Here is a 13848-nt window from a genome sequence, read left to right as displayed (position 1 = left end):
CCGTGATGCGCATAGGTGAACGTGGCTTCTCCCGGAGCCACGTTCCATTTTATCGGATTCCATGGTCGCGGGTCTCGAGAGTGCTTCTGTACCTCGTTCTCGTTTTGGCGGTTCCGACACATGCCCAGCAGCGCTGGACGCCGGGATGCAGTCCCAACATGGCCATGTTTCAGGCAGGCGAAGAACTCACCTATGAAGTCAGTTATCTCGGCATCGGCTTGGGGACCATCACGTCGCGTATCGTCGCGGTGGACAGCATGCCCGACGGGATTCGCGTCAGCGCCGAGGGACTGATTCGCACCTACCGCGGCGTGCCCTTCGTCACACTCAACACGCTGTTTCAGACCCGCATTGGGGATTCTCTCGCCTCGGTGGGCTTTCGGAACAAGGAGTACATCGTCGAGGATTCCGCGTTCAAGCATATCGAGTACGTGTACAAGCCACGCCTCGATGTCGTGTATATCAACGAGTACATCGAGAACCATGCCGGAACCGAAAAACGGGATACTCTGGATCTCGAAGGAAAAAAATGGCAGGACGGCCTGTCTCTGCTGTTTTACGCCCGTGCCTTTGCTCACGCGAAATGTACGCATCACGTGCCTGTGCTCATGTATCGCAGCAAGGCAACGACAAAAATCCACTTCGGAAGCGGCAGGGACAATATTGAAATTGACGCGCTGAAGTACGACGTGCGTACCAGAAAACTCGAGGGAGAAACGGGATTCACCGGTATTTTCGGACTAACCGGCGGCTTCGAAGGGTGGTTCAGCGACGACAGCGCCGCGATTCCCATCACCGCGAAAATGCACGTGCTCATTGGCAGTGTGCGTATCGAACTTATCAAGTGGAAGCGCAAGGGCTGGCGGCCTCCGCGCTACGATTCGTGACATTCATGGAGAACATATGATTTTTCCCTACGAGGGACGGTACCCGGAAATCCATCCATCCGCTTTCATTACCGATGATGTCGTTATCGTCGGCGACGTGCATATCGCGGAGGATGTGAGCATCTGGTTCGGCACTGTTATTCGCGGCGATGTACACCGCGTCACCATCGGTCCGCGCACGAATATTCAGGACAACTGTACGCTGCATGAGACCTGGCAGAAATACCCGCTGGTTATCGGCGCGGATGTGACCGTCGGGCATGGCGCGATACTGCACGCCTGCACCATCGAAGACGCCTGTCTTATCGGCATGGGGGCGAAAGTGCTGGACAATGCGGTGATCGGGCGTGAGAGTCTCGTCGCGGCTGGTGCGGTGGTGCGCGAGGGATACCGTGTGCCCGAAGGTTCGCTGGTTGCGGGAGTGCCCGCGACCGTGGTGAGGGAACTCCGCGACGAGGAACGTGAGCGCCTGCGGAAATCGGCGCAGAATTATCTGCATTACGTCTCGCAATACCGTACGCATCGCGATCTCGAACGAGGCCTGGATCTGCATTCCTATTTCGAATACAAAAAGAGCGGAAGGATATGAAACTCTCCATCCTCCACGACAGCGCCATGTTGCAGCGTATCGAACTTGCGCTGCGTGAAGACATCGGGACGGGCGACATCACCACGCAATGCACCGTCCCGCTCGATCTCCCTGGCAGCGGAAAATTTCTCGCCAAGGCCAACGGCGTGCTGTCCGGCCTCGAAGTCGCAGCCACCGTCCTGCATATCGTGGATGACAGTCTCGTCATCGAAGCGCAGATCATGGACGGTATGCCCGTGCTTCGGGGCTCGACCATCGCCACGGTGCGCGGATCCCTCGCATCCATGCTCACGGCGGAGCGTGTGGCCCTGAATTTCCTGCAACGCATGTCCGGCATCGCCACCGCCGCTGCATCGTACCTGAAACTGGTGGAGGGCACCGGCGTCAGCATCATGGATACCAGAAAAACCGTACCCGGACTGCGCGCCTTCGACAAACTGGCGGTGAAGCATGGACGCGGCACCAATCACCGTTTCGGGCTCGACGATATGGTTCTGATCAAGGACAATCACATCGCCGCGGCGGGGGGATTGCGCAGTGCGGTGGAACTCGCGGCGGCCCGCATTCCGGCAGATGCTGCCATGCGCATCGAAGTGGAGACGGGCTCGCTGAACGAGGTGATCGAAGCGTTGAGCTGTGACCGACTGGACGTGATCATGCTGGACAATTTCTCCCTCGACGAAATGACCACTGCCGTAAAGCTCATCCGCTCCCGCAAGCCGGAAATCAAAATCGAGGCCTCTGGCAATGTGAACGAACACACCGTGCGCGCCATCGCGGAGACCGGCGTAGATATGATTTCCGTCGGTGGCTTGACACACTCCGTCAAAGCGCTGGACATTTCCTTCGATATTGTGCAGGACTGATGTCGGGAGCCACCATTACCGGAGCATGCACACTCACCGCGGAAGACATTCGCACGCGACTCGATCGCCATACGCGTCAGTCCTTGCGCAAAGAGGGTTATCGCTACGCTTCCGTCCTCGTACCGTTGATGGAAGACGCGGGGGAGTGGCGTATCATTCTGACGCGCAGGAATTCCGATCTGCCGCATCATCAGGGACAGATCGCTTTTCCCGGAGGCAGTGTGGATGTCGGGGAGACCGTGGAGCAAGCCGCACTGCGTGAAACGCACGAAGAAATAGGTCTCCTGCCCGAGCACGTCACCCTGCTCGGTTGTCACAACGACATCTGGACGCCATCCGGTTTCATCATCACTCCGGTGGTGGGCATTGTGAGCGCGGACGCGCTTTTTGAGCCCAATCCCGCAGAGGTGGCCCGCATCTTCACTGTGCCGTTCTGTTTCTTTGCCGACGAAGCCAACGTTGAACGACGCATCCTGCAGCACGAAGGCGTCGCACGCGAGGTGCTCTATCACCATTGGGACGGTGAAATCATCTGGGGCGCGACAGCGCTTATTATTAGGAACCTCCTCGATTTATTGGCGAAGCCGTAGAGATGTGGGAGACAGTCGGGAATCGGGAATCGTTAATCGGGAATCGGTCCGCCTGGGCGGAGGGAATCGTCCCGCCTTCGCTCTTATACACCGACGATCGTGCCATGTACCTACGATGCTTCGGCGCGGAGGGAATCGGGAAACGTTAAACCGATAAACGATTGTCAATCGCGCATCTGACCTCGGTGCCGGCGAAGCCGCGACCTTGGAAGCGAGGCACATGTCGGTACGACAGAGATTCCGTCGTATTTATGCGTAGTACATCGTACGTCGTCTTGTTTCTGTTTCCGCAAACTGCTATTCTGTTTTCTGTTCGTATCATCAAATTGAGACATCTGCAATGAGCCACCACAGTATCAGCGATTTCATCACCTATCACTACAGACATTTCAATGCCGCGGCGTTGGTTGATGCAGCAATGGGGTACAGGCAACTGATCGAGGAGGGCGGAGGCATGATGGTTACCCTCGCAGGAGCCATGAGCACCGCGGAGCTCGGTCTCTCTCTCGCGGAGATGATTCGGCAGGACAAGGTGCAGATCATCACCTGCACAGGCGCGAATCTGGAAGAAGACATCTTTAATCTCGTCGCGCATGATTTCTACGAACGAATTCCGAACTACCGCGACCTCACGCCGGAAATGGAGAAGGCGTTGCTCGACAGGCACATGAACCGCGTCACCGATACCTGCATTCCGGAAGAAGAAGCGATGCGGCGACTCGAGCGCGCGGTACTGGAGGAGTGGATGGACGCAGACAGCAGGGGTGAGCGCTATTTCCCGCATGAATTCTTCTACCGCATCCTGCTCAAGGGAAAGCTGAAGGAGTACTATCAGATCGACCCGAAGGACAGCTGGCTGATGGCGGCGGCGGAGAAAAACCTTCCCATCATCGTGCCCGGCTGGGAAGATTCCACGCTTGGAAACATGTATGCGGGTCACTGTATTTCCGGTGATGTCAAAAATGTGCACACCGTACGCACAGGTATCGAGTACATGATCAGGCTCGCGGATTTTTTCCAGGCATTCACAGCCGAGCGGCCGTTGGGCTTTTTCCAGATCGGCGGCGGCATCGCGGGCGATTTCCCCATTTGCGTGGTTCCCATGCTGCATCAGGACCTGCAACGCGAAGATGTACCGCTATGGGCCTATTTCTGCCAGATCAGCGACTCCACGACCAGCTTTGGCTCCTACTCGGGCGCTGTACCGAACGAAAAAATCACCTGGGGCAAACTCGGCGTGGATACACCGAAGTACATCATTGAATCCGATGCCACCATCGTGGCTCCGTTGATTTTCGCGTATGTGCTCGGCTGGTAAGGCGGAGTTCCGGCAGGAAAAATAAAGAGTAAAGAGTCGGAAACATACATGCTGAAAGCGCGCCTGCCGGGGTGCGGCCGGCTGCGCTGCGCTCCTTCGGGGATGTCGTCGGGTTCCACTGCTTTCTGCGTTGCCTGAGCCGCGTCACGCCGCTTCCATACAATCGCTTAAGGGTGTTTTCCGCAGCGGATATCTGCGTACGGAGCCGCTTCGCCGCATGTACCGTCATCATGGCGTGACGCGCAGTGGGATTCGCTTTTCTCTGATGTCAGCAATACACAGGAGAAGACCCGGGGCCAGCGGTGCCTGCCGGCCGCGTCGTCATATCTGCGGACATCGACCGCAAATTTCCGCACAAGAGCGCGGTTCATGGAACCCAGTCTTGGGCGGAGACCGTCGCTCCTCCCTCCGTTGCAACTCCCGACGGCGAGTTCCGTATCATGAACAATGTCAGCATCGGAGCAATGTCAATGATAGTATTGATGCCGGGAACGATCCCCGGCGACACGCCTGATCGCTATCGCTCATGAATTTCTCACTTGCGGCGTATGCAACAAACACATAGTTTGCTCGTAATGTGACTATACGGTCGAAAAAACGACTGCGTGGTCACAGATGGAACCGAGCAGTATATTTTATGTGTTGATACCTCATGCAACAGGAAGTTCAAAAACTCAGTCGAAAAGAACGGGAAAAACTGTTCAAGCGGCAGGAAATCGTGAATGCCGCACGAGCGGTTTTCTCAGCCCGGGGATTCTCCGCGGCGACGTTGGATGAAATTGCCGAGAAAGCGGAATTCGGAAAGGGGACGCTGTACAACTACTTCCAGAGCAAGGAAGAACTGTTCGAGACGGTCATTGCGGACGTGCTCGACGAGATTCTGGAAATCGCCGTCAACACCTGCGTCCATCCGGGACAAACACTCAAGGAGAGCTACCTCGCGTTTGCGCGGCAATTGCTTTCGCACCTCTTCAGCAACGTGGCGATGTATAATTTGCTCATGCGCGAAATGCACCGAATGGATCACCATCCGCATCTCGCGGCCATGCTGCCGAATCTTTTGCTCATTCTCGAAGAACCGCTCCGTCGGGCAAGCGTCACCGGCGAGATCGATCCTTTGCCCCTGCCTGAAACGCAGGCCGCGTTTATCTATCTCACCACCGTATTCTCCGTCTTCAAATCCGTCGTGCACATCCATTTTCATCAAATGTGTTACGATGGATTCGTCGCGATGAACATCTCCGAAGAGGAAACGCAGACGCTGATCGAAGACGGGCTTGCGCTCATAGAACGAACCTATTTTTACGGTGTCCTCTGTCGGAAAAACGGAAAAGCGGGACGACGCCGATGAAATCAACGACATGTATCAACCGCATGGGAGTAACAATGAAGTTACGAGTAGCCTTTATCATTCTGGCACTCGCCGCAACCGCTTCGCCGAACCTTACGGCACAGCGCGGTCTGACCCTCGACGAAGCGGTGAAGATCGCAACCGAACGGAACCGGGAACTCGAAGTCGCACGTCTGCGGATGGAAAAAGCCGATTATCAGGTCGGCGAAGCAGTCGGTACGGCCTTGCCGACCATCTCGGCTTCCGGTACCTATATTCGCGCACTGAAAAAACCCGTGTTCTTCCTTCCGGATTTCCAGAATCCTGAAAGCGGCCGAATCATTCCCATCGAAATCGGATCGGACAATTCGTATCAATTCGGATTCTCGGCGACGCAGGTGTTGTTCAATGCTGCGGTATTTACCGGAGTCGGGACGGCCAGAATTTACCAGGATGCCTCACGGCATCTCTACAACGAGACGTACAATAAGACCGTCGCCGATGTCAAAAAGGCATTTTACGGCGTGCTCTTCGTCAAGGATGTTCATCGCATGGTGCAGGCCAGTCTGGCGAACGCGGAAAAAAACCTCGCAAATGTGCAATTGTTCTTCGACCAGGGTATAGTTTCCGAGTACGACCTGATACGCGCCCGCGTTCAGACGGAAAATATACGTCCCTCCGTCATCGAAGCGGAGCGCAACGTCCAGCTCGCGCTCAACGGTCTGAAGATGCTCCTGAGCATGCCGCCCGGTGAACCCATAGACGTGCAGGGCGAGTTGCGCTTCGAACCCGTGGACCCGGTACTGCTGGATAACGCGTCCACCCTGGCGGTGGAGAATAACGCGGGTCTTCGGGCGCTCGAGGACCAGATGCGCGTCAACGAAAAGCTCGTGACAATTTACCGGTCCGAATCCCTGCCCACGCTCGCGGCCTTCGGCGACTATCAATGGCAGGCGCAGAACGAACATCTCGGACGCATTTCGACGAATGACTTCGTGCGTTCCTCGCAGGTGGGTGTGCAGCTCAGTCTGAACCTGTTCAACGGCCTGCAGACCAGTTCGCGTGTTGATCAGGCGCGCGTGGACATGATGACGACGCAGCAGCAACTCAGCATGGCCAAGGATGGCATGCTCACCAACACGCAAAATATTCGTTTCCGGCTCGATGAAGCCCGCAAGCGAATCGAGTCTCAGACAAGCACGGTGGAACAGGCGGAAAAAGGCTACAGCATTGCCACAGTACGGTATCAGGACGGTTCGGGCACACAGCTCGAAGTCAACGATGCGGATCTGGCGCTGATGCGCGCACGGGTCAACCGCGTGCAGGCAATGTACGATTACCTCGTGGCCGCCGCCGATCTTGAGCAGGCTCTGAGTCTCCACCACCCCGATTCGAAATAAAGTATTACTTCATCTACAGAGAATTCCCATGAAACGTCGCATGATTTTAACGCTCTCCGTTCTGCTGCTGACCGCAGCCGGCCTGCTGTCGGCATGTGGAGACAAGCAGGCGAACTCCGCGCAGCAGCCCTCGGAAAAGGACGCTGAAAACGCGGTCACCGTCAGTGTGATGGAGGTTCGGACAGGTGACTTCGCCGAGGTATTGCAACTCACCGGTATTGTGGCTTCGTTCGACGACGTCAAAGTGCCGTCGGATGAAGGCGGTCGCGTTCTTCACTGGCTCGTTCCGCGCGGCGCATCCGTACGGAAGGGGCAGGTACTCGTGGTGCTGGACAGCGCCATTGCGCGGGCGACCTATGATGCCGCTCTGGCGCAATACAACATCGCACAGACCAACTATGAGAAGCAGAAACGGGTGTACGAACAACAGGGCATCTCCGAACTGCAATTGAAAACACTCCAGTACCAGCGCGACGCCGCGAAAGCGCAGTTGGACATGAGCCGCGAGCGTCTTGAGCGTACGAAAGTGAAAAGCCCCATCAACGGCGTCCTGAACGAACGCTTCGTGGAAAATGGCGAAATGAGCGGGCCCGGTCTGCCGATAGCGCATGTGGTGAATACCGGCAACCTCAAAATCGAAGCCGGTGTGCCGGAGCGTTTCGCCGGAAATTTCCGTTCCGGCGATAAGGTGACATTCACCGTGGACGCACTTCCCGGGCAGAAATTTCACGGGACAGTCGGTTTTGTCGCAGCGGCCGTGAACAAGGATAACCGCACCATTCCCATCGAGGTGCTGGTTGCCGGCGCCGGGGGAAAACTCAAACCGGAAATGATAGCAGCACTCAACATCGTCCTTGCCGCGCAACGCGATGTGATTGCCATCCAGAGCGATTACATCACCAAAACCAACATTGACGAATTCTCCGTGTATGTGGTCGAGGATGGTGTGGCTCGTGAAAGAAAAATCTCTATCGGCGGATCCAGCCGAGGGAAGGTATTGATTTCCTCCGGGCTTAACGCCGGAGACAAGCTCATCACGCTCGGCTATCAGAACGTAGCCGATGGTCAGCCCGTATTTGTAAAGAACTGATATCCCGACAGGGAAGGATAGCACTGTTATGAAAATCTGGAACCTGGCTGTCGACAATCGCGTCGCCGTGTACATCCTGATTCTGATCATCGTGGTGATCGGATTCCAGTCCTACATGTCGATGCCGCGCGAAGCCGCACCCGATATTACGATACCCTATATCATCGTCTCCGTCCCGTACGTGGGAGTGAGCCCGACGGATATGGAAGGACTCATCACCCAACCGATGGAAAAGGAATTCAAGACACTCAAAGATGTAAAGCAGATAAGCTCGTCGTCCAAAGAAGGTCTTGCCACCATTTTCATCGAGTTCGAGACCGGTATCGATGTGGACGAAGCCCTGCGCCGCGTGCGGGACAAGGTGAACTCCACTCGGCCCAAACTCCCCGCGGATATTCTTGAACCGATCATCTCGGAAATCAATTTTTCCGAGTTCCCCATCATGTATGTCAACATTGGCGGATCTCTCGGACTCCCGAAGCTCAAAGAGATCGCCAAGGACATGCAGGACAAGATCGAAGCGATTCCCGGCGTGCTCAGCGCCGACATTACCGGCGCCCTCGAACCCGAGGTGCAGGTCAATGTGGATGTGAATCGTATGAAGGGCTATCAGATCAGCTTCAACGATATCACCGAAGCCATTCAGGGCGAGCATATCACCATACCCGGTGGTTCGCTGGAGAACGAGCGCACGGATTACACGATACGCATTCCGGGAGAGTATAAAAATCCCGGCCCGATAGAAGATATCATTGTGAAAATGCGCAATGGCAAACCGATCTACCTCAGGGACGTCGCATCGGTCGAGTTTTCCTTCGAAGACCGAAAAAGCTATGCGCGTCTCAACGAGCAGCAGGTGATCACACTGCCCGTGAAGAAACGTGCCGGAGAGAATCTCGTCCGTATCGCCGCTGATGTCCGGCAAATCGAGCGGGAGATGGATGAAAAGCTTCCGCAGGGCGTAACTCTGTCCATCACCAACGACATGTCCACGATGATCGAGGAGCGTGTCTACGAACTCGAGAACAGCATCATGACGGGTATGTTCCTGGTCATCATCGTTCTGTTCATGTTCTTCGGTGTCAAGAACGCGATGCTTATCAGCACTGCCATTCCGCTCTCGATGTTCATGGGCTTCATTATCCTCTCCATCATGGGCATCACGCTGAATTTCGTGGTACTGTTTGCGCTCGTGCTCGTGCTCGGGATTGTGGTGGACGATGCGATCGTCGTCATTGAAAACATTTACCGGCATCAGCAGGAATATGGTGAGAACCTTATCACCGCCGCGAAAAAGGCCACACAAGAGGTAGCCATTCCGGTAACGACGGCGACGCTGACAACGATATCGGCGTTTCTTCCGCTGCTGTTCTGGCCCGGTATCGTCGGCGATTTCATGAGCTATTTGCCCATAACCCTGATCGCGACGATGCTGTCGTCGCTGGTCGTGGCTTTCGTGATCAGTCCTGTGCAGGGTTCCGTGTGGATCAATTACCGGAAGGAAATTGCTCAGGCGAAACGCGCACTGGAGCATCCCTCCTGGTGGCGCAAATACAATCCCTTCACCCTGATCTATCATTGGGTGGACGAAAAATTCTTTCCCACCGCGCAGCGCCAGTACGTCGGCACGTTGCGTTGGGCTCTCAAGCACAAGGGCAAGACCGTTGCCGGTTCATTCGGGTTGCTTGTCTTCGTATTCGTTCTGTTCGGTGTATTCAATACGGGTGTGGAGTTCTTCCCGAACACGGAACCGAGTAACGTCACCTTGATGATATCCACGCCGCCGGGAACTCCGCTGGAGGTGACGAATGAGGTCGCCCGAATCGCGGAGCGCAACATCAGCAAGATCGAAGGATACGACGACATCGAATTCCGTGTCACCAATGTCGGCTCATCGAATAATCCCTTCGATTTCGGCGGCTCCAGTATTTCCAATAAGGCCAACTACGCGCTCAGCTTCTACGGGAAACATGAACGCCGGCAAAACTCCTTTACCACCGTCGAGGAAATTCGCAATACCGTGAAGGACATTCCGGGTGCGGATGTCACAGTGGAGCTGGAACAAATGGGACCGCCCGTCGGCAAGGCAGTCAGTATTGAGATTTCGGGCGAAGATTATACACAGCTGCGCGCCTTGTCCGAGCGCATTCGCGAGACGATCAAAACCGTTCCGGGTCTGGTGGATCTCGATGACGACTACGATGCGGGCAAACCCGAGATCCAGGTTATCGTGGACAGGGAAAAAGCCGCTCTGCTCGAGATCAGCACGGCGCAGATCGGCGGTACCGTACGATCCGCCATCAATGGTGCCGAAGCGGCGAAATTCCGAGTCGGTGAGGATGAATATAAAATCACCGTTCGCCTGGAAGAGAAACAACGGCGTACAGTGGAGGATATCGAAAATCTCGAGATCACCTTCATGAACAGACGAGGCGTGCTCATGTCCGTACCGTTGAGCACGGTTGCCGACGTTGTACGCACTACCGGCGTCACCGACATCCGTCGCAAGGATTACAAACGCGTGATCACTGTGACCGGTGATGCGCAAGGGCGACTGGCGGACGATGTACTCAAGGATGTCAAAACCGAGCTCGCGAGCTTTCCCATGCCCGATGGATATTCGGTGAAGTTTTCCGGTCAGCAGGAAGAGCAGGCCGAGGCCGCAAGCTTCCTGATGAAGGCGCTGTTTATCACCATCATGCTGATTTTCCTCCTGATGGTAAGCGAATTCAACTCGGTGAAGGTCCCCTTCGTCATTATGATCTCCGTGCTGCTGTCACTGATCGGAGTGTTACTCGGTCTGCTGGTGACACAGACGCCCTTCGGCATCATTATGACTGGTGTCGGTGTCATTGCTCTGGCGGGAATTGTTGTGAAAAACGCCATCGTATTGCTGGATTTCGCCAAGGAGAAAATCCGCGAAGGCATGCCGTTGGAGCAGGCTCTGCTCGAAGCCGGCAGAACACGTCTTCGTCCGGTCGTGCTGACGGCGATCTCGACGATTCTTGGCGTGGTACCTCTCGCGACCGGTGTTGATATCGACTGGCGGCAGTTCACGTTGGTGATCGGCGCGGAATCCAGCGATTTCTGGCGGCCGCTGGGTATAGCCATCATCGCAGGACTGAGCGTCTCCACCTTCCTTACGCTGGTGATCGTCCCGACCGTGTATGCACTTCTGGAAAGCGCCGGGAATCAGGCCGGTGCCTGGGTACGGCGTGTGTTCCGCAGACCGGTGCCACAAATGGACGCGGCGAAAGACTAATCTTCCTTTTTGAAAAGCCGGCGGCCGTTCTCGTGCCGCCGGCTTTTTCCTTTCAGCAATTCTGGCTAATTTCCTGCTCTATCAATATTGGAAGCGCCATGAACGACAATACGCACCTCATCCCCGCAAGTATTCACCCTGAGCTGACGGTCGAGGATTACCGTTGGTATTGTCCCGAGGAGATCATTCCGGCGGAGACCACAGAAGAGGTCGAGCCGATTGAAGGCATTATCGGGCAGGATCGCGCACTCAGAGCGTTGAAACTCGGGGTGGAACTCTACAGTCCCGGCTATAACATCTTCGTGTGCGGTCTCTCCGGCACAGGGAAGGCCACGACGATCAAAACCATACTCGAGCATATACAGCCGCGGATATGCGCTTCCCGCGATTTGTGTTACGTCAACAATTTTGACGATCCGGATCAGCCGCTGTTACTGATATTCGATCGCGGCCAGGGGGCCCATTTCCGCTCGGAAATGGCGGAAGTAATGCGCCTGGTGCGAGAGCGCATCCCCGGAATCTTCGAAGAGACGGAGTACCTCCGCAACCGACAGGCCTTTGTCGAGGAATACAACAGGAAGGAAACAGAACTTTTCGCGGCATTTGAACGGACGATTGAGCCGGATGGATTTTTACTGGGACGGGTGCAGGAGGGGCAGGCGACACATCCGGAGTTGCTGGTTCGCCTGCAGGACAAAGCCATCATGATCTCCGATCTGCCCGCGGCCGTGCAGCAGAACATGCTGAGTAAGGAGGACGCGGAAGGATTGATGGAAAAGTACCGGCAGCACAGAAATTCCCTGCAGGAAATATTTCGCCAGGGAATGCTGCTGAACCGGGAATATCAGCGCATCATCAATGACCATGAACGCCAGACGGCCTCGTTTTATCTCGTTCCGATGTTCCAGGAGTTGCTCGCGAGCTATACGGATGATTCGGTGCAGCATTATCTGAACTCCGTGATGGAAAGCTTGCTCGATAATCTCGAACAGTTCAAATCCCGCGAGGATATGAGCATCCCCTCCGAGTACGAGGTCAATCTCGTGCTCGACAACAGCGCAACCTCCGTGTGCCCCGTCATCATCGAGACGGCCCCGACCTTCCGCAACCTCTTCGGGACCATCGAGCGGCAACAGGATACCAACGGATTCTTTTTCTCCGATTTTACCATGATCAAGCCGGGTGCGGTGCTTCGCGCCGATGGCGGATTTCTGGTGCTCAACGCGGCGGATGCACTCTCGGAACCGGGCGTGTGGAAAAACCTGCAGCGCGTACTCCTGTACCGGAAGCTGGAAATTCAGAGTATCGAGATGTTCACGCAGCAGTCCGTGTCAGCGATGAAGCCGCAGGCAATCGATGTCAATCTCAAAGTGATTCTCATCGGAAACAACGAGATTTATGGATTGCTGAATGAATACGAGCGCGATTTCAAGAAAATTTTCAAAGTGAAGGCGGATTTCGATTACGAAATGCCGAACAGCGAGCTGGCCGTCCGCCAGTACACGGCCCTGGTGCGCAAGCTGATCACCGACGAAAGTTTGAAGCATTTCGACAAGACCGCGATCTCCTCCATCGTCGAGTACGGTGCGCGTCTCGTCAGCAGCAAAAAGAAAGTCACGACGCAGTTCAGCGAAATTGCCGATATCGTACGCGAAGCGAACTACTGGTGCATGCAGAACAGTAATCGGTACGTCACTGCGGAACACGTCGACAAGGCGATAGAGGAGACCTACAACCGGCACGCGCTCTATGAAGAAAAACTGCAGGAAATGATTGATGAAGCGGTGATACTGATTGATACGGAAGGCGGAAAAATCGGTCAGATCAACGGACTCGCGGTGTACGGGGGCGAGCGATTTTCTTTCGGGAAACCGTCGCGCATCACGGCGAGCGTCAGTGCCGGAAAGGCCGGCATTATCAACATCGAGCGGGAGGCCCGCCTGAGCGGACGAACACATGACAAAGGTGTGCTCATTCTCTCAGGCTATCTGCGCGAGCAATTCGCACAAGAGCACCCGCTGTCCTTCGCCGCATCCGTTTCCTTCGAGCAGTCGTACAGCGGTGTGGATGGCGACAGCGCTTCTTCGACGGAGATCTACGCGCTGCTTTCCGCACTCTCGGGTGTCCCTATCCGGCAGTACATCGCCGTCACGGGATCCATGAATCAGAAAGGGGATATTCAGCCGATAGGAGGGGTGAACGAGAAAATCGAGGGTTTCTTCGACGTGTGCCGTCGCCGCGGACTCCGGGGCTGCGAAGGCGTCATTATCCCCGCCCAGAACGTCAGCGATCTCATGCTGAAAGAATCCGTCGTCCAGGCGGCACGCGAGGGCCGTTTCCACATCTGGGCGATCTCCAATGTGCGGGAGGGCATCGAGTTGCTGACGGGCGTTGCGGCCGGCGCCGCGGATGCGGATGGCACGTATCCCGAAGGATCCTTGTTCGGACGTGTTCAGCAACGTCTGCGGAAGTTGTATGAACTCTCGAAACCGCTGAAAAAGCACTGAAGCCGCGGA

Annotated in this window: 10 protein-coding genes; all 10 read left to right on the top strand. The window is 55.7% G+C overall.

The genetic code is table 11. The features are described 5' to 3' along the window. Positions 1-5 precede the first annotated feature (5 nt). Positions 6-887 carry a DUF3108 domain-containing protein gene (locus M5R41_04760; GenBank protein MCZ7555698.1) on the top strand — a complete coding sequence of 294 codons (882 nt, stop codon included), beginning with the start codon at positions 6-8 and terminating at the stop codon, positions 885-887. Between the two features lie 16 nt (positions 888-903). Beyond that, complete coding sequence (locus M5R41_04755; GenBank protein ID MCZ7555697.1) at positions 904-1476, top strand: gamma carbonic anhydrase family protein; 573 nt, start codon at positions 904-906, stop codon at positions 1474-1476. Then, positions 1473-2342: a carboxylating nicotinate-nucleotide diphosphorylase gene (gene nadC / locus M5R41_04750; protein MCZ7555696.1), complete on the top strand. Its 870-nt coding sequence runs from the start codon at positions 1473-1475 to the stop codon at positions 2340-2342. The genes M5R41_04755 and nadC overlap by 4 nt, the downstream gene beginning before the upstream one ends. Next, positions 2342-2932: a CoA pyrophosphatase gene (locus M5R41_04745; protein ID MCZ7555695.1), complete on the top strand. Its 591-nt coding sequence runs from the start codon at positions 2342-2344 to the stop codon at positions 2930-2932. Before nadC ends, M5R41_04745 begins: the two co-directional genes overlap by 1 nt. A 340-nt stretch (positions 2933-3272) precedes the next feature. Beyond that, the gene (locus tag M5R41_04740; GenBank protein MCZ7555694.1) at positions 3273-4250 is read left to right on the top strand and encodes a deoxyhypusine synthase family protein; all 978 of its coding nucleotides are present in this window, start codon (positions 3273-3275) and stop codon (positions 4248-4250) included. Positions 4251-4902: 652 nt separating this feature from the next. Continuing rightward, positions 4903-5601, top strand: a complete 699-nt coding sequence (locus M5R41_04735) for a TetR/AcrR family transcriptional regulator (protein ID MCZ7555693.1) — start codon at positions 4903-4905, stop codon at positions 5599-5601. Positions 5602-5636: 35 nt separating this feature from the next. Then, positions 5637-6980: a TolC family protein gene (locus tag M5R41_04730; protein ID MCZ7555692.1), complete on the top strand. Its 1344-nt coding sequence runs from the start codon at positions 5637-5639 to the stop codon at positions 6978-6980. 28 nt (positions 6981-7008) lie between these two features. Further along, complete coding sequence (locus M5R41_04725; GenBank protein MCZ7555691.1) at positions 7009-8070, top strand: efflux RND transporter periplasmic adaptor subunit; 1062 nt, start codon at positions 7009-7011, stop codon at positions 8068-8070. Between the two features lie 28 nt (positions 8071-8098). Next, entirely contained in the window at positions 8099-11332 is a 3234-nt protein-coding gene (locus M5R41_04720; GenBank protein ID MCZ7555690.1) for an efflux RND transporter permease subunit, read from the top strand. Between the two features lie 98 nt (positions 11333-11430). Beyond that, a complete protein-coding gene (locus M5R41_04715; GenBank protein MCZ7555689.1) occupies positions 11431-13839 on the top strand; it encodes an AAA family ATPase in 2409 nt (802 codons plus the stop codon). Positions 13840-13848 lie beyond the last annotated feature (9 nt).

The organism is Bacteroidia bacterium (assembly GCA_027493955.1).
Classification (GTDB): domain Bacteria; phylum Bacteroidota; class Ignavibacteria; order SZUA-365; family SZUA-365; genus JAOSJT01.
This window is presented reverse-complemented; position numbering and strand designations above follow the sequence as displayed.

Bases quoted from the DNA above. Each gene is read 5' to 3' on its own strand.
- M5R41_04760 (MCZ7555698.1), top strand. From the start codon at position 6: ATGCGCATAGGTGAACGTGGCTTCTCCCGGAGCCACGTTCCATTTTAT.
- M5R41_04755 (MCZ7555697.1), top strand. From the start codon at position 904: ATGATTTTTCCCTACGAGGGACGGTACCCGGAAATCCATCCATCCGCT.
- nadC (MCZ7555696.1), top strand. From the start codon at position 1,473: ATGAAACTCTCCATCCTCCACGACAGCGCCATGTTGCAGCGTATCGAA.
- M5R41_04745 (MCZ7555695.1), top strand. From the start codon at position 2,342: ATGTCGGGAGCCACCATTACCGGAGCATGCACACTCACCGCGGAAGAC.
- M5R41_04740 (MCZ7555694.1), top strand. From the start codon at position 3,273: ATGAGCCACCACAGTATCAGCGATTTCATCACCTATCACTACAGACAT.
- M5R41_04735 (MCZ7555693.1), top strand. From the start codon at position 4,903: ATGCAACAGGAAGTTCAAAAACTCAGTCGAAAAGAACGGGAAAAACTG.
- M5R41_04730 (MCZ7555692.1), top strand. From the start codon at position 5,637: ATGAAGTTACGAGTAGCCTTTATCATTCTGGCACTCGCCGCAACCGCT.
- M5R41_04725 (MCZ7555691.1), top strand. From the start codon at position 7,009: ATGAAACGTCGCATGATTTTAACGCTCTCCGTTCTGCTGCTGACCGCA.
- M5R41_04720 (MCZ7555690.1), top strand. From the start codon at position 8,099: ATGAAAATCTGGAACCTGGCTGTCGACAATCGCGTCGCCGTGTACATC.
- M5R41_04715 (MCZ7555689.1), top strand. From the start codon at position 11,431: ATGAACGACAATACGCACCTCATCCCCGCAAGTATTCACCCTGAGCTG.